This window comes from Streptomyces sp. NBC_01474 (genome assembly GCF_035918215.1).
In the GTDB taxonomy this organism is placed as follows: Bacteria; Actinomycetota; Actinomycetes; order Streptomycetales; family Streptomycetaceae; genus Streptomyces; species Streptomyces aureus.
The window spans coordinates 6507619-6523727 of record NZ_CP109449.1 but is presented as its reverse complement, the minus strand read 5'-3'; the positions used below and the strand labels follow the sequence as shown (position 1 = coordinate 6523727).

Genomic DNA, 16109 nt, shown 5'->3' with positions numbered 1-16109 from the left:
GCTGTTGTGGCCCGACGAGGGACCCGCCGTAGCGGTGCCCGGGAAGGTGTGCGAGAAGTCGCTGCCCGGCGCGGCAGTGAAGGGCCTCATGCCCGAGCCCGGCAAGAAGTTCCAAGAGAGGAACGCCTACAAGTGCGCCTCCGCCGGGCACAATCAGGAAGCCAAGCGCGGCTGGGCACTTGGGCACTGCTTGCTGACCGGCGGAGGGGCCAAGGTCGACGTCGGGTACCGGCTGCTCCAGGGTGGCGACTACACCCGCACCGAGGCCGAGCTCGATGCGCGCGAGTCCGGCCATACGCCGCTGACGCTCAGGGACACGATCGGGTACCTGGACGGCACCGGCGCCCACCTCTTCGTCAGCTGCCCTGTGCGTTCGGGCGGCGACGAGCTTCTGTCGGTCTCGGTCGGCGAGGGCGGCAGCGGCGGACCAGCCATGAAGGACCACGCAGCGCGCGCCAACGCGGCCATCCTGGCCGCCGCCACTGCCCGGCACGCGGCCCAGGACAACCGACAGTGCACCGCCGCGGAGAACCTGCCGGACGGTGAGCCTGACATCGGGTGAGCCGGGGGCGTCCTCGGCGTCTCGGCCTGCTCGCGGCCCGCCTTGAAGGCGGCGGCCAGCGCGACGGGGTCGGCGTCGTCTGCCCGTTCAGGATCGTGTGGGACGTCCCGGATGGGGACCGTCAGCGGCCCTGGTTGGGGTTGTGCTGGTTGTCGTTCGGTAGAGGTGCGCACGGCTGTGGGTTCGTGAACTGCGGTGCCCCGTAAGGCTGCCCCTGGAAGGGCGGCTGGGCCGGAGGGTAGGGCGGCGGCGAGGCCTGCGCGGCCGCCGCGCGGCGTCGGCTGCGGGTGATCGCAACGGCGCTCGCGGCACCGGCCACGACAAGCGCGCCTACTCCGATGCCGATCCAGAGGGGAGTGTTGCTGTCATCGCCCTTGGACGCCGCCGCCGGAGCTGCGGAGCTGCTGTCGCCTGGAGCCTGGGCGCCCTTGGAGGGCTTGGTCGACGGCGACTTGGACGCTGTGACGGGGTAGTCCGGGAGCAGGTACTTGCCGGCCGGGCCGGGATCGCCTGGGCTTGTCAGGGCGATTCGCGGGCGGGCGATTCCGTAGCCAATGGAGTCGTTGCGCTTCTCACCGTCTGTGGGAGCACCGATGGTGTTGAGCATGACCCGGAGGACCTGATTGTTCGTCCAGGCGGGGTGCTTGGACCAGAGCAGGGCCGCGCTGGCGGAAACGATGGCGGTGGCGTCACTGGTTCCGTCCGTCTTGCACAGGCCGGTCTTCCCTCCACATGCATGGAGCATGTCTTCGCCGGGCGCGGACATGTCGACCTGAGCTCCATGTGTCGACCACGCTGCCCGGTGGAGATCCTTCCCGATGGCCCCGACGCCGACTACGCCCGGCGTGGCTGCGGGAAAGCTGAGGGAATTGCCCTTGTCGCCGTCGTTTCCAGTACCAGCAAAGATCAACACACCTTTCTTCAAGGCGAAGTCGACGGCCTTGGTGATCTTTGAGAAATCCCCCGGCTCCCCCGCAACCCCTTGAGAGATGTTGACGACCCGTGCTCCGTGATCCGCAGCGTAGCGAATCGCCGTCGCTACGGAGTCTTCGAATTTGGCCTCGGACTCCCACTTGTTCGCTGACTTCGTCACGTCGGGCAGTCTGATCGGCATGATCTTCGTGCCCGGAGCAAGGCCAAAGGAGCCTTGTCCGCCGCCGTACGCCTCGGTTCCAGCAATGAGACCTGCCATGCCTGTCCCGTGACCGTTCCGGTCGATGGTCTCGTCGCCGGCTTCATCGGGAGCCAGGTCCTCACCCTGCACGATGCGGCCCTGCAAATCCGGGTTCGACGGATCAACACCCGTGTCGACGACAGCGGCGGTAACGCCCTTGCCTGTGCTGGTCTTCCACATGCTCTCGGCCTGCATGGCGTCGAGGAACCACTGCTGGGATCGCGTCGAGTCAGCGTGTGCGGAAGTAGTTGCCGTGCCCACCAACAACAAACCGAGAGCGGACGCTGCTGCCGCACCGCGGCGTCGGCAACGAGTGCTCATGGTGGGCATGCGCTACCTCTCGATGTTCCATGACCGGCGGCCGACCGCAATTCGAGGCGATCGAAGGGGCTAGTAGGACTCCGTTAAGTTGCTGTGGTTCTTGGGTTCTGGCTGGTGGTTGATGTTCTGGGCAGGGGGCGGTGGCAGGTGGTGCAGGTGCCGGTCCAGCAGTTCAGCAGCTCTTGGATGGTGTCGAGGATCTGGTAGAGGGTGAGTCCGCTGTATCGGCTTTTGGGGCCAGGCGCTGTTCGGTGAGGAACGCGTGGGCGGCGGTGACCAGGGTGACGTGGTGATGCCAGCCCATCCATGAACGGCCCTCGAAGTGGTCCAGGCCGAGACCGTGTTTGAGTTCCCGGTAGTCGTGCTCGATGCGCCAGCGGATCTTCGCCAGGCGGACCAGTTCGGCAAGCGGGGTGTCGGCGGGCAGGTTGGACAGCCAGTAGTCGGTGGGTGCTTCGGCGCCTTCGGGCCACTCGGCCAGCAGCGTCACTTCGGGCAGGACACCGTTCCAGCAGCCCTGCCGCGCGGTGGCGGCTGCCTGGGCCAGGCGGCGTGCCTTGACCCCGGCCGGCCGCACCCGCAGTGCCAGAAAGCGCGAGCGCATCGGCCCGCGGGAGCCTGCACGCCAGGTCACCTCGGTGAACGCCGGCCGGCCATGGCCAGCGGTCAAAGCGGCCACGGAGGACGGTTTATCGCGGTAGCGGGACTGCGGCTTGCGGCCGTTCCCGGACCACGCCGGGGCGGTGGGCTGCGCGTCGTGCGGGTGGACGGTCACGTCCGAACGGACCGCCACGACATATGTGATGCCCCGCTCGCTCAGGCCGTCGCGGAAGTCGGCGTTCTGCCCGTAGCCGGCGTCGGCCACCACCACCGGCGGCACCAGCCCCCACCCGGCCAGCTCATCAAGGGTGTCCAATGCCAGGCGCCACTTCTCCCGGTGCCCGACCTCTGGCGGTATCCCGGTCTTCTGCCGCCGTCCGGCGTCGTGCGCCCACTCCTGGGGCACGAATAATCGCCACTGCAGCGGACAGGACGCGGCGTCGGAGACCGCGTGCACGCTCACCGCGACCTGGCAGTTGGCCTGCTTGCCCAAAGCCCCGCAGTACTGAGGGGCGACCGCCACCGACATCTTCCCGTCCTTGGGGAACGACACATCATCGACCGCCCAGGCATCCGGGCTGATCTGCGGCACCATCCGCTCCGCGATCCGCCGCCGCACCGGCACCGGATCCCAGGTGGACTGGTTCACGAACTGCTGCAGGTTCTGCTCGTTGCCATCCGGCAGCCGCTCCGCCATCGGCTGGATCGACTTACGCCGCCCGTCCAGCATCAGTCCCCGCAGATAACAGTCACCCTTCGCCCGCTGATCCTTGCGCGGCACCGATGCGAACACGTCAGCCACGAATAACGCCAACTTCGCCCGAGCACGGTTCACTTCATGCGTGTCCATACCCTCCAACATGCCCCCGAATAGGACGGCGAGACAGACCTAACGGAGCCCTACTAGAGGCCTTGATGCCTCTCACCCCGCAGGCCTTCAGCCGCGCGTGCTCGGACCCGGCCCCTGCGGACCGCCGTACGGCGAGTTCGGGTCATGGCCCACAGGGTGGTTCTGCGGGGCGCCGTATGACTGGTACTGCTGCGGCTGACCGGGACCAGGTGCGGGAACCGAGGCCGGGGCGTAGGGATACGCGGGCGGCTGCTGAGCAGCGCTGCGCTTGCGGCTGCGGGTGACGCCTACGGCGACACCCGCAGCAATCACGACTGCGGCGCCCACGCCGATGCCGATCCACAGAGGGGTGTTGCTGTCATCGCTCTTGGACGCAGCTGCCGGCGCAGCCGACTTGACCCCACCCTCGGCCTTGGAGGGCTCGGCAGACGGCGACTTGGCGGCTGCAACGGGGTAGTCCGGGAGCGGATACTTGTCGGCCGGACCCGGGTTTCCTGGGTTCGTCAGGGCGATGCGGGGGCGGACCGATCCGTAGCCGGTGAAGTCGTTACGCCTGTCCCCATTGGCTGCGCCGCCAATGGTGTTGAGCATGACCCGGAGAATCTGGTTGTTGGTCCAGTTCGGATGCTTGGACCAAATCAGAGCAGCGCTGGCGGAAGCCAAAGCCGTGGCATCACTGGTGCCGTGGCTCCTGCAGAGACCGGTGTCGCTGGACTTGCTCCCACAAGCGTGGACCATGTCATCGCCTGGAGCGGCGATATCCACCTGCTTACCGTGAGTGGATTCATCCGTCATGTGGAGATCCTTGCCGAGCGCACTCACAGCGACTACCCCCGGAGTGGCCGCCGGATATTCCGCCTTATTTAGGCCTTCTCCATCATTTCCGGTGGAAGCAAAGATCAGCGCACCCTTCTTCAGCGCGTAATCCACTGAGTCCGTGAGCTGTGGCGAGCCGTTGAGAACTCCCTGGGAGATGTTGATGACCTTGGCGCCGTGGTCCACCGCGAACCGGATTGCCTTCGGAGCGACCTTGTTGAATTGTTCAGCCGCACCGTACTGGTTGTTCGCCTTGCTCCCGTCCGGCATCCGAATCGGGAGGATCTTGGCGCCCGGCGCCAAGCCGAAAGCCCCCTGGCCACCTCGCCGTGCTCCCGTCCCGGCGATCAGACCGGCCATTCCGGTACCGTGACCTTCATAGTCGGTGTGCTCATCGCCGGCCTCTTTCGGCGCCAGGTCCAAACCGTCCAGGATCCGCCCCTGCAAGTCCGGGTTGCTCAACTCGACCCCGGAGTCGATCACAGCGACAGTGACGCCTTCACCGTTGCTGGTGCGCCACATGCTTTCGGCCTTCATTGCAGTGAGGTACCACTGCTTTTCGCGATTGGATTCCGCGAGGGCGGGCGTGGCTGCGGCACCCACCAGCAGCAATCCGAGAGCTGTCGAGGAAACCACTCGGCGGCCGTAACGAGTGCGGCTGCTGGACATGCGACTACCTCTCGCTGTTCTTGGGGGCATCATCGATGACGGGTGGCACATTCCTCTGGTCGTTCGGCTGCCAGGTCGCCTCGTTCTCTACGAGGTAGTCGGGGCGGTCGCCCTGCTCCTCATCTTGGCGACCCTGAGGTTGAGCGCCGCGGGGCACCGTGCCTCCGCGCCCCACCTGGCCCGTGCCGTGAGTACCTTCTTGGGATGCTCCCCCGGTGCCCTGACCGCGGACCAAACCTGAGCCCCCGGAACTGAACGAGCGAGCATTTGCGCGGCCTTGCTGCTGCGGCCGACCTCCTACGATGCCGCCGCTCTCGCCCGTTGCCCCGGTTACTCGTCGTCCCGAGGCCCCGCCGCGCGAACCTGCGCTTCCGCCTGCTGGCGTCGGCCTGGCTCCCGTCCCTCCCTGAGCCGGTGTGCCTCGGCCGCCTGTGGCACCCTCCCTGCCCACCACCGTGCCGCGGGGAATACCCGTTGAAGGCCTGCCCGTTGTCGGTTGAGGACGCCCACCCGCCACGCCGCCGTTGGTCGGAAGTCGACCAGGCTGACCCGACACCGCCCGGCCCGTGGCGCTCTGGCCGGGCATCATGGGGCCGCGTGTCCCCGGCGTGGTCGGACGACCGGTAGCACCCTCAGCCGGTGCAATGCCTGTCCGAGGCATCCCTGCGGCTCGACCCGCCTGAGAGGTTCCTCGTGCCGTGACCGACGGTCCGGTGCCTCGCGCAGTGACGGGACTTCGTCCTGGGCCGCCAAAGGCCGGCGGGATCATTCCGGTTGAGGGGGGCATGCCTCCGGGACCCGTCGGGCCAGGGCCAACCGGGCTTGGTCCGGTAGTGGTCGGAAGGGGCTGCTTGGCTTCAGGCAGCGTACCTACCGAGTCGATGCCCACCTGAGTGGGACGTTCGTCAAGGTTCGGCATCGCGCGTTCCGGTGTGACTGTCCCGTGGTGTGCCGCTGTCACATCCGAAGTGGGGGTCGTGTGACCCGTCGCCTCAGCCACAGACCTGGTCGTTCCGGTTGCAGACACGGACTTCGCAGCAGCCCCGCCGTCTCCCTCCCTCTGTGAGGAGTCTCGAGAGACGCTGTCGGGCACCAGGGCCTTCGGCGGCGGCGGAAACTTCGGCCGGGTCAATCCCGACATCTGTGTGGAGGACAGCGAGTACGCCTGTCCCAACTTCCGCATCTCACCGGCGGCTTCCTGCCGGACCTTCTCCTTGTTCGCCGCGATCGCCTGAAGCTCGGCCGACGACTTGCTCGCGACGGCCCCGGCGTCAGGGTCGTTGTGCGCCGCCTTCGCCGCATCCAGGTTCGACTGCGCACTGGCCTTGTCCCGCGGGATGGAAGCCTGGGCTGTGCCGATTGCCTTCGATGCCTGGGCGAGCCACTTCGACGAGTCCTGGCTGAAATCACCCAGGGTCAACGTCGCGTTGGCCAGATCTCCTGCCCAGGTACGGAACGACTCCGCGCCCTGGCCCTTCCATTCCACCCACTGGGGCCGGACCTTCAGATCCTCGGCGATGGAGTGGATCTCTTTGGCCGCCGCGGCAAGCCTGTCGGCCGCTGCCTGCACCGTGCCGGAGTTCGCCTGGTCGAGCCATTCCAGCATCTGCTCATGGCTCATGCCGTCAAACGGGTCCTTGGCCATCAGAGCTTGTTCTCCGTCCCGCTGCCCTTGGAGTCCGGAGCAGACTTGCTCGATGCTCCGGAGTCACCGGCGTCGCTCTTGGTCTGCTCCGTCCCGATCTCATCCATCTTCGGCCCCTCACCGTGGTGCCACAGCTTGGACTTCTCGGGGTCGTAGTCGCCGCCGTAGTGCTGCTTCGTCTCCGTGCTGATCGCCAGCATGCGGTCCCGGAGATCTGTGTCGATCCCCTTGTAGGTCTTGTGCGAAGCCAGCACCGCGATCCCCATGCCCTCTATCGAGTCGGAAAGGACCTGTGACAGGTGTTCCAGCTCCGTGAGCACCGTCTGGTACGACGTGTACAGGCCTGCGGCGTCGCCCCAGGCCCCGCTGCCACCCCCGAACTGATGACGTGTGAGCGGCTCCTGGCCGATCTTCTTAGGGCCTGCGTCAGAACCCTTGAGGTTCTTGATCAGCTCATCAACCCGCTGCTGGAACTTAGTGAACGACTCAAGTTCGGTGACCACCTCCCCCACCGCCGCCTGTGCCGCCCCCACCGCTCCGAGTACGCCGAAGAAGGCCCACGGCGAGCCGTCGCTGCCGCCGCCCTTGTCCGCTGCCTCTGCCATCGCGTCCTCCCCGTTCCCCGCGTCCCGTACAGACCGCTCGTCGAGCGGCGTCGGCCGGCGTCATGCAGACCGCTCGTCCCGTCGCGTCGCCCGCCGAAGGTCCATCGGCGGGCGCCCTCGTCTACGAAGTCTCGACAACAACTCTAGCCAAGCGCACTGTCAGTTCACACGTCGCCCGTTGCAGAGTCCATCGACATCGCGTCACACAACGACACGACGTGTCACAAGTCGCAACGGGCAGACAGGGCTTGGCATTTCACTCCGTTGATGTCGCCATCGTCAGAGGCGCCGTTGACGTTCGTCAGCATCGCCGTCTCCGGGCCGGGCGGGATCAGGCCAATCCGGAGAGGATCAGTCCGTCGACACCATCGCCGGAGCGGACGCGTTCGTCACCACCGCCGCTTGCGGGCGGATCGGGAGGCGGTTGACCGGGCGGCCCGTGGCCGCGCGGACCGCTGAGGCCACTGCCGCCGGGGACGCGACCACCGGGACCGCGCTTGCCGCCTTCGCTCCGAAGGGGGCCACCACGTCCCGTTCCTCGACCAGTTTGACGATGCGGATGTCGGGGGCGTCCAGGGACGTCGGGAGCGCGTAGCCCGTGAAGTCGGGGTGGCGGACCAGGCCCCTGGGGGTGCGGAGGTTCTCCGTGAGGGCGGCGCCCACGCCTTGCGTGACGCCCGCTTCGATACGGGCCGTCAGCTGGGCCGGGTTGAGGACTCGGCCCACGTCCTGCGCCACCGCCAGTTCCACCACCCGCACCGAGCCGAGTTCGATGTCCACGTCGACCACCGCGCGGATCGCGCAGAACGCGAGGCCCACGAAGGCGTCGCCCTGGCCGTCGGCGTCGAGGGGTTCGGTGGGGTGCGGGCGGCACTGGGCCGTGGCCCACAGTTCCTTGCCGTCCATCGCCTCGGTGACCGTCGTCGACAGGACTCCGTCGTACGACGTGATCTTGCCGTCGGCGATCTGGAGCAGCTCCGTGGACATGCCGAACTTGTGCGCCAGGGGCTGGAGAAGCTGGGTGCGGACCATCTTCGCGGCGCGTTCGACCGCTCCGCCGGAGACCCAGGTGTGGCGGCCGCGGCAGCCGGGGCCGGCCGGCGGCTGGTCCGTGTCGACCGGGGCGACCTGGACCTCGTCGATGCCGAGGGTGTCCTGGACGATCTGCCTCGCCAAAGTAGTAAAACCCTGGCCGGTTTCCACGGCAGCGCAGATGACCGTCGCCACGCCGTCGTGGACCTTCACCGTCGCCGTCGACACCTCGTCGGTGCCTTCCGCGCCGAGCATGTGCACCATGCCGATGCCGTAGCCGACGCCGCGGCGCACCGCGCCGGGTTCGCCCGCGCCTTCGGGGCCTCCGGGCAGCAGCCACTCGTCCTCGGGGGTGTCCCTGGGAAGCTCCGGCAGCGGGAAGTCCCGTACCGCGCCCAGCAGTTCGGCGACCGGTGCCGGGCACGTCACCGTCTGCCCGGTCGGGAGTACGTCGCCCGTCGCCATGGCGTTGCGCAGGCGCAGCTCCGCCGGGTCGATGCCGAGTTTCTTCGCCAGCTTGTCCATCTGCGCCTCGTACGCGGCGCAGACCTGGAGGGCGCCTTCTCCGCGTACGTGGCCGGAGGGCGGGTTGTTGGTGCGGACCGCCCAGCCCTCGATGAAGGCGTGCGGGACGACGTACGGGCCGCAGGCGAAGGAGACCGCGGCGGCGAGCGCCTCCGAGGACGTGTCGGCGTACGCGCCCGCGTCGAGGAGGATCTGCGCCTCGACCTTGACCAGCTTGCCCTCGGCGTCCGCGTGGTGGCGGTAGCGCAGGAGGGTGGGGTGGCGGTGGGCGTGGCCGAGGAAGGACTCCTCGCGCGTAGCGGTGAGCTTGACCGGGCAGCCGGTCCTCAACGCGAGCAGTCCGAGCGGGAGTTGGAAGCTCTGGTCCTCGCGGTCTCCGGTCGCGCCGGGCACGCCCGTGACGACGACCTTCACGCGCTCGGGTTCGAGGCCGTAGCGGGCGGCGGCGAGGTCGCGGTCGCCGTGCGGGTCGGTGGAGGCGATGTAGAGCTCCACTCCCCCGTCGGGCCGCGGGACGGCGAGGCCGGCCTCGGCGCCGATAGGGGCCGGGTCCTGGCGGCCGATGCGGTACTGGCCCTCGACGACGACTTCGCCGACCGCGTCCTGGTCGCCGTGGCGCAGGGGGATGTGGCGGATCAGGTTGCCGTCGGGGTGCAGGGGTTCGGCGGCGAAGGACTGTTCGGGGTCGGTGACCGGTTCGAGCACCTCGTACTCGACGAGGACGGCCGCGGCCGCCATGCGCGCGGTGTCCGGGTGGTCGGCGGCGACGGCCGCGATGGCCTCGCCGTGGTGGCGTACGACGTCGGAGGCGAACACCGGGCGGTCCGCGGCGCGGTGACCGGGAAGCGGCGCTCCGGGGACGTCCTCGTGCGTGATGACGGCGCGTACGCCGGGCATCTCGCGCGCGTGGGTGGTGTCGATGGACAGGATGCGCGCGTGCGGGTGCGGGGAGCGCAGGACGGCCGCCCACAGCAGGCCCTCGGCCCACAGGTCGGCGGCGTACGGGAAGGTGCCCTCCGTCTTGGCGCGCGCCTCGGCGGGCGGCAGGGAGGCCCCGAGGCCGTGCGGCAGTGGCTCCTCCACGGGGGGCGCGGTGGCTGTTGCTTCGTCACTCACGCCAGGCCTCCGTCCTGAATACCTTCGGTCGCGCTGGGTCCCGCCTGGTGCGGGATGCGGGCCTCGCCCCCGGCGTCATCCGCGGAGGCGGCCGGGCCCGTCGAGTCCGCCGCCATGATCGCGCCCGTCGCCGTCGCCTCGCGTTCGGTGACGACCTGCTGTACGGCGTCCAGGATCCCGCGGTAGCCGGAGCACCGGCACAGGTTGCCGCACAGCGCCTGGCGGGCCTCCAGTTCGGTGGGGGCCGGGTTGCCCTCGAGGAGGTCGTGCACGGTCATCGCCATGCCGGGCACGCAGAATCCGCACTGGACGGCACAGCGGCCGGCGAGGGCGCGCTGCACGTCGGAGGGCTGCCCGTCCGCGGCCAGGCCCTCCACGGTGCGTACTTCGCTGCCGGCGGCGGTGGCACCGGGCACGAGGCAGGAGGCCACGAGACGGCCGTCGACCTGCACATTGCAGGCACCGCACTCGCCCTGCGAGCAACCGTCCTTGGCCCCGGCGAGGCCGAGGCGCTCGCGCAGGACGTAGAGCAGGGACTCGCCGATCCAGGCGCCCGTGACGGGACGGTCGGTGCCGTTGACCCGCAGGACGTAGGAGGCGAGGGGGTGGTCGTCGTGGAGAGGGGCGACCACTGCGTCGGGGGCGGGCTCGTCGGGGGCGGCGTCCTCAGGAGCGGGGGCTTCGGTGACCTCGGGGGCCTCGTCGACCTCAGGAGCCGCCGGAGCCGCAGAGACCTCCGGGACCTCCGCAGCCTCGGCGGTCGGCACCCGCACCGGCTCCTCCGCCGATTCGGCGGCGACGTCCGCGAAGGCATGCGCCTCGCTGTCCGCCGTCCCGACCGGCTCGGGTTCACCGCGTCCGCCGTGTACGGCGTGTATGCCGCTTACATTCCCCTGCGCCGGCTCCGGCGCGATCTCAGGCGCGACTTCGGGCTCGAACTCGGGCTCGACCTCGGGCTCGACCTCGGGCTCCGGAACGCCCCCCGAAGGCTCCCGCGCCCACTCCTCCGCCGCCCAGGGCGCCACCGCGCCCCCCGGCAGAGTCGCCGGAGGCGTCCGACCCCACTGCGCGGCGATGGACGATGTAGTGAACTCGCCCGACTCGTCCGGAAGATCCCCTTCGGCGATGACCGGAATCGACCACTGCCCGGTCTGTCCCGCCTGCCCCGCCGGTTCGGCCACCGCATGGCCGTGGGCGGGGGGCGCCTGGTGCCCGGCGTCCGAGAAGTTCCACTGCCCGGTCACTCCGGCCCCGTGACCGTACGAAGGCATCGCCTCCGGAGCGGCCGGCTCGGCGTGTTCGGCAGGTTCGGGCCAGTGCACCTCGCCGGTCGCCGCGCCCGTGGGCGCCGCCTGCGCGCCCGTCACGTCGGGCGGCAGCACCCACACACCCGTCGCCGCCGGGTCCGTGGCCGCCGGGCCGCCGGGCGCGATGGTGATCTGCGGCGGTACGTAACCGTGTCCCGGCGCGGCCAGCGGCACGTCGGGCAGGCCACCCTCGGGGAGCTGCACGAAGGCGGTGGCGTCCGCGTCGTAGTCGCCCTGGGGCAGCGGCTCCCAGCCGCCGCCCTGGTGGCCACCGTGGTTGTGCTCGTCAGTCACGACAGCGCCCTCCCAAGTGCACGTCGGGCCAGCGCGGCGACCGTGCGTCGCAGGTGCAGTACGGCGGGCGGCAGCTGTTCCTGGGTGCCGTCCGGGGCCGGGGCGGCGTCGGGGATGCAGGCCGCGGCGACGTACTCGCCGAATGCGGTCAGCGCCTCGGGCACGAGCGTCCGCTCGCCGTCCCAGTCGATGAGCGAGGCCACCCACTGCTCGGCCTCCAGGGGCCGCAGCGGCATGGGCGCGACGGCGCCGACCGCGCACCGCACGCCGCGCCTCGCGGGGTCGAGGACGAGCGCGACGGACGCGAGGGCGCGTCCGGGGCCGGTACGGCCGGTGGCCTTGAGGAAGGTCTGCGGGGCGTGCAGGAGCGGCACGCGCACGAAGCCGATGAGTTCGCCGGGGCTGAGCATCTCCATGCCCGCGAGCAGGTGGGAGACGGGGACCTCGCGCCGCGCGCCGCCGGGGCCCGCGATGACGAGGGTGGCTTCGAGGGCGGCCAGGACGGGCAGGGTGTCGCCGGTCGCCGCGGCGGAGGCGATGTTGCCGCCGAGGGTGCCCGCGTTACGGATCTGGGGCGGTCCGGCGGCGCGGGCCGCGGCCGCGAGCGCGGGGATCAGAGCGGCGAAGTCGGGGCGTCCGATGCGGGCGTGGGTGAGGCCGGCGCCGAGCAGAGCGTGACCGTCCTGGTACTGCCAGCCGCGGATCTCGCTGATGCGGCCGAGACCGACGAGGGCGGCGGGGCGCAGCAGTCCGGCGTTGACCGAGGCCATCAGGTCGGTGCCGCCCGCGACCGGGACCGCGGCGGGCATGGCGGCGAGTGCTGCCACGGCCTCGTCGAGCGAGCCCGGGAGCGTCACGGCCTGCGTTGCGTGCGTGGTCAAACCGGCTGCCCCTTCCCGATGTCCGGCACTTCGCCCGGCGGCTTCGGCATGTGAGCCGTCGTTCGCGCCGTTACGCCTGTTCCGCCGTACGGTACGTGCTGACAGGCCGGACGTGGCAACTCTGGCACATCTTCCCGGGGGCCCGGCGAGGGGGTCCGCTAGGAGGCTTTCGCCCCGAGGACCAGGGAGATGGATCGATTTCACCCCTGGTCACCGGTCGGTACGCATTGCCACTCTTCGGTGATTTTTGTAAGGCTTTTTCGTGCGGTCCCACGGTCCCAGGGCCGGAGCCCCGGGGCACGCGTACGGCGGGCGTCTCACACGTTCGGGGGCGCCCCCTCGATCGGGCGTCCGAGCACACCCGGTCGCTGCTGCCACGGAAGGGGTCCTGTGGGCGGGCGGTAGCCGACGCCGAGGGCGTCAAGACGGCCGTAGTGGGCGGTCATTCGGCGCCGGAAGTCCGCGTAGTCGCGCTCGGCGGGCGCGGGCAGGGCGCTCCAGGCGACCTCGGCGAGGGCGGCCAGGCGCGGGAACACCTGGTAGTCGACGCGGGCCTGGCTCTCCATCACCTCGGTCCACACGTTGGCCTGGGTGCCCAGGACGTGCCGCGCCTCCTCCTCGGTGAGCTGCGGGGGGACGGGCTCGAAGCGGTAGACGTCCTCCAGCGTGCGGACGTATCCGATGGGCATCGGCTCGTCGTCGCCCGGCGCCTGACGGTGGTCCAGGTACACCTGCTGCTCGGGGCACATGACGACGTCGTGTCCGGCTTGGGCGGCGGTGATGCCGCCCTGGTAGCCGCGCCAGGACGACACGGCGGCGCCGGGCGCGAGGCCGCCCTCCAGGATCTCGTCCCAGCCGATGAGGCGGCGGCCGCGTTCGGTGAGCCAGGTGTCGAAGTGCCGGATGAACCAGGACTGGAGCTCGTCCTCGTCCTTCAGGCCGAGTTCGGCGATCCGGGCCTGCGCGGTGGGCGACAGCTTCCACTGGTCCTTGGGGCACTCGTCGCCGCCGATGTGAATGAACGGCGAGACGTCGGCGGGGAAGAGGCCGAGGAGTTCCTCGAATACGCCCTCGTAGAAGCGCAGCGTGTGGTCGGTCGGCGCGAGTACGTTCGGGGTTACTCCCCAGTTGTCCCAGACGGTGAGGGAGGCGGTGTCGACGACGTCCGTGTTGCCGAGTTCCGGATAGGCCGCGATGGCCGCCTGGGAGTGGCCGGGTACATCGATCTCGGGGACGACGCGGATATGCCGTTCGGCGGCGTACGCGACGATCTCCCGGATGTCGTCCTGCGTGTAGAAGCCGCCGTGCGGACGGTCGTCCCACAGAGGGGAGGCGCGGTGGCCGAATTTCGTGCGTGCGCGCCAGGCGCCCTGCTCCGTGAGCCTGGGGTGGCGCTTGATCTCGATGCGCCATCCCTGGTCGTCGGTGAGGTGGAAGTGGAAGACGTTCAGTTTGTGCGCGGCGAGCAGGTCGAGATAGCGCAGGATCCCGTCCTTGGGCATGAAGTGGCGTGATACGTCGAGCATCAGGCCGCGCCAGGCGAAGCGGGGGGCGTCCTCGACGGTGCCGGTGGGAACGGTCCACCTGCGGCCCGGATCGAGGGGTGCGCGCCGGAACGCGTCGGGGCCGAGGAGCTGACGGAAGGTCTGGGCGCCCCAGAAGACGCCGGCCGCGCCGCCGCCTTCGATACGGACGGTCCGCCGGTCGACGGTCATCCGGTAGGCCTCCGGGCCGAGTTCCGGGTCGATGCGCAGCTCGATACGGGTTTCACCGTCGCGCAGGTCAACGCCGGTGCCGGCGTAAAGCAGGCCGAGGCCCGTGGCCGCTCCGACGGTCGAGCGCAGCCAGCGGGCGACGCCCTCGGTGCCCGCGCCGGCGTCGATCGTGGTGGCGTCGCCGAGTTCGTGGAGGCCGTCACCGGGCGCCGTCCGGCGGGGTGCGGGAATGAGATCTGCCGAAGTCACTGACGTCAGTCCTTAACCGCGCCGCCGAGCCCGGACACCAGGCGCCGCTGTACGAGTACGAAGAAGACCAGTACCGGAATGGTCATTACCGTCGACGCCGCCATGATGCCGCCCCAGTCGTTCTCGTCGGGTTTGAAGAAGACGAGCAGGGCCATGGGCAGGGTCGACTGCGAGGTGTCGCTGATGATGAAGGACTTCGCGAACAGGAAGTCGTTCCAGGTGGAGATGAAGGAGAAGACGCTGGTCGCCACGAGGCCGGGAAAGACCAGCGGGAAAAGGATCTGCCAGAGGAACCGGGTGCGGCTCGCCCCGTCGATGTACGCGGCTTCCTCAAGCGCTTCAGGGACGGCCTTCACAAAGCCCCGGAGCATCCACACGGCGAACGGCAGGGAGAACGCCAGGTGGGGCAGGATCAGTGAGCCGAGTGTGTTGAGCTGCCCGAAATCCCGCATGAGGAAGAAGAGCGGAATGGTGAGGGCCTCGACGGGCACCATCTGCGCGACCAGGAACATGATGAGAAGCGTCGTGCGGAACCTGAACCGGAACCTTGTCACCGCGGTCGCGGCGAGGAATGCGACGAGGGCGGAGACCACGACGACGGTGCCCGCGACGATCAGGCTGTTGACAAAGTACCGGCCGAATTCCTCCTGTTGGAAGACGCGCCGGAAGGAGTCGAGCGAGGGCGCGAGCGTCCAGGGTCTCGGCTCGGTCGACTCGATCTCGCCGGCCGGTTTGAAGGCGCCGAGCACCATCCAGTAGAGGGGGAAGGCGACGACGAGGGCGATCAGGAGCGCGGACGCCTCGGCGGCGAGCCGCCACGGCCGCCGCACCCTCACCCGTACCGGATTCACAGCTCCTCCCCTCTGCGGCGCAGGATCCGCAGGTAGCCGAGCGTGACGGCGAGCAGGATCAGCAGCATGACGACGCCGATGGCCGAGCCGAGGCCGTACTGGCTGGACGCGAAGGCCTTTTGGTACGCGTACACGTTGAGTACGAGGTTCTGGCCCGCGATGCCGCCGCCGTTGGTCATGACGTAGATCTGGGTGAACACCTTGAAGTCCCAGATGACCGACTGGACGGTGACGACGAGGAGGATCGGCCGCAGCATCGGTGCGAGCACCGAGCGCCAGATCCGCCACTGCGAGGCCCCGTCGAGCGCCGCCGCCTCGACGACCTCCGCCGGGACCGCCCTGATGCCCGCGTACACGGTGATCATCACGAACGGGAAGGAGCACCAGACCACTTCGAGCAGGACGAGCGCGAAGGCGCTGTAGCGGCCGTACGTCCACGAGAAGTCGCCGAGCCCGAACACCCGGTTGACCGGGCCGAAGTCCGGGTCGAAGAGGAACATCCAGACCGTGGAGCCGGTCACTGCGGGGGTCGCCCAGGCGCCGAGCGCGGCCAGCATGAGGGCGAGCCGGGGCAGGGCCCGTACGCGGGTGAGCAGCACGGCGAGGGCGCAGCCGACGGCGAGCGTGGAGACGACGCACGCGGCGGCGAACAGGACCGTGGCGAGCAGCACCTGCCAGAACTGCTCGTCGGCGAAGAGCGTCGCGTAGTTCCCGAGCCCCTGGAAGGTGGTCGGTTCGCCGCCGCTGACCTGGGCCTGGGTGTATTCGAGGAACGAGATCAGGCCGAGTTGCCAGACGGGGTAGACGAGGAGTCCGCCGAGGAGGAGCAGGGCGGGGGCGAGATAGAGCCAGGGGGTCCAGGCGCCGGTGCGGCGGGCGGTGGTGGTGGCCACGTGG

Annotated in this window: 11 protein-coding genes; 1 reads left to right on the top strand and 10 read right to left on the bottom strand. The window is 69.6% G+C overall.

Going from position 1 to position 16109, the window contains the following annotated elements:
* Positions 1 to 34: 34 nt before the first annotated feature.
* The gene (locus tag OG758_RS29790; RefSeq protein WP_326712761.1) at positions 35 to 562 is read left to right on the top strand and encodes a hypothetical protein; all 528 of its coding nucleotides are present in this window, start codon (positions 35 to 37) and stop codon (positions 560 to 562) included.
* 121 nt (positions 563 to 683) lie between these two features.
* On the opposite strand, the gene mycP (OG758_RS29785) is transcribed toward OG758_RS29790, so the two are convergent.
* The 10 genes from mycP (OG758_RS29785) to OG758_RS29740 all read right to left on the bottom strand — a co-directional run bounded on the left by mycP (OG758_RS29785) (position 684) and on the right by OG758_RS29740 (position 16105).
* Complete coding sequence (mycP, locus tag OG758_RS29785) at positions 684 to 1931, bottom strand: type VII secretion-associated serine protease mycosin (protein WP_326712760.1); 1248 nt, start codon at positions 1929 to 1931, stop codon at positions 684 to 686.
* A gap of 298 nt (positions 1932 to 2229) precedes the next feature.
* Positions 2230 to 3507, bottom strand: a complete 1278-nt coding sequence (locus OG758_RS29780) for an IS701 family transposase (RefSeq protein WP_326708323.1) — start codon at positions 3505 to 3507, stop codon at positions 2230 to 2232.
* An 87-nt stretch (positions 3508 to 3594) separates the two neighbouring features.
* Positions 3595 to 4992, bottom strand: a complete 1398-nt coding sequence (gene mycP, locus OG758_RS29775) for a type VII secretion-associated serine protease mycosin (protein ID WP_326712759.1) — start codon at positions 4990 to 4992, stop codon at positions 3595 to 3597.
* A 1644-nt stretch (positions 4993 to 6636) separates the two neighbouring features.
* On the bottom strand, positions 6637 to 7242 hold the full coding sequence (locus OG758_RS29770; protein WP_326712758.1) for a hypothetical protein: 606 nt from the start codon (positions 7240 to 7242) through the stop codon (positions 6637 to 6639).
* Positions 7243 to 7593: 351 nt separating this feature from the next.
* On the bottom strand, positions 7594 to 9915 hold the full coding sequence (locus OG758_RS29765; RefSeq protein ID WP_326712757.1) for a xanthine dehydrogenase family protein molybdopterin-binding subunit: 2322 nt from the start codon (positions 9913 to 9915) through the stop codon (positions 7594 to 7596).
* Positions 9912 to 11516, bottom strand: coding sequence for a 2Fe-2S iron-sulfur cluster-binding protein (locus tag OG758_RS29760; RefSeq protein WP_326712756.1), 1605 nt, complete (start codon positions 11514 to 11516; stop codon positions 9912 to 9914). Before OG758_RS29760 ends, OG758_RS29765 begins: the two co-directional genes overlap by 4 nt.
* Positions 11513 to 12397 carry an FAD binding domain-containing protein gene (locus OG758_RS29755; RefSeq protein ID WP_266934558.1) on the bottom strand — a complete coding sequence of 295 codons (885 nt, stop codon included), beginning with the start codon at positions 12395 to 12397 and terminating at the stop codon, positions 11513 to 11515. Before OG758_RS29755 ends, OG758_RS29760 begins: the two co-directional genes overlap by 4 nt.
* A gap of 317 nt (positions 12398 to 12714) precedes the next feature.
* Positions 12715 to 14361 (bottom strand): beta-N-acetylhexosaminidase, encoded by a 1647-nt coding sequence (locus OG758_RS29750; RefSeq protein WP_382059975.1) that lies wholly within the window; start codon positions 14359 to 14361, stop codon positions 12715 to 12717.
* 5 nt (positions 14362 to 14366) lie between these two features.
* A complete protein-coding gene (locus OG758_RS29745; RefSeq protein ID WP_326712755.1) occupies positions 14367 to 15212 on the bottom strand; it encodes a carbohydrate ABC transporter permease in 846 nt (281 codons plus the stop codon).
* Positions 15209 to 16105 carry a carbohydrate ABC transporter permease gene (locus OG758_RS29740; RefSeq protein ID WP_326712754.1) on the bottom strand — a complete coding sequence of 299 codons (897 nt, stop codon included), beginning with the start codon at positions 16103 to 16105 and terminating at the stop codon, positions 15209 to 15211. Before OG758_RS29740 ends, OG758_RS29745 begins: the two co-directional genes overlap by 4 nt.
* Positions 16106 to 16109: the final 4 nt, after the last annotated feature.

Coding starts and splice junctions, on each gene's coding strand:
- mycP (WP_326712760.1), bottom strand. CDS start 1,931: ATGCAGGCCGAGAGCATGTGGAAGACCAGCACAGGCAAGGGCGTTACC.
- OG758_RS29780 (WP_326708323.1), bottom strand. CDS start 3,507: ATGGACACGCATGAAGTGAACCGTGCTCGGGCGAAGTTGGCGTTATTC.
- mycP (WP_326712759.1), bottom strand. CDS start 4,992: ATGTCCAGCAGCCGCACTCGTTACGGCCGCCGAGTGGTTTCCTCGACA.
- OG758_RS29770 (WP_326712758.1), bottom strand. CDS start 7,242: ATGGCAGAGGCAGCGGACAAGGGCGGCGGCAGCGACGGCTCGCCGTGG.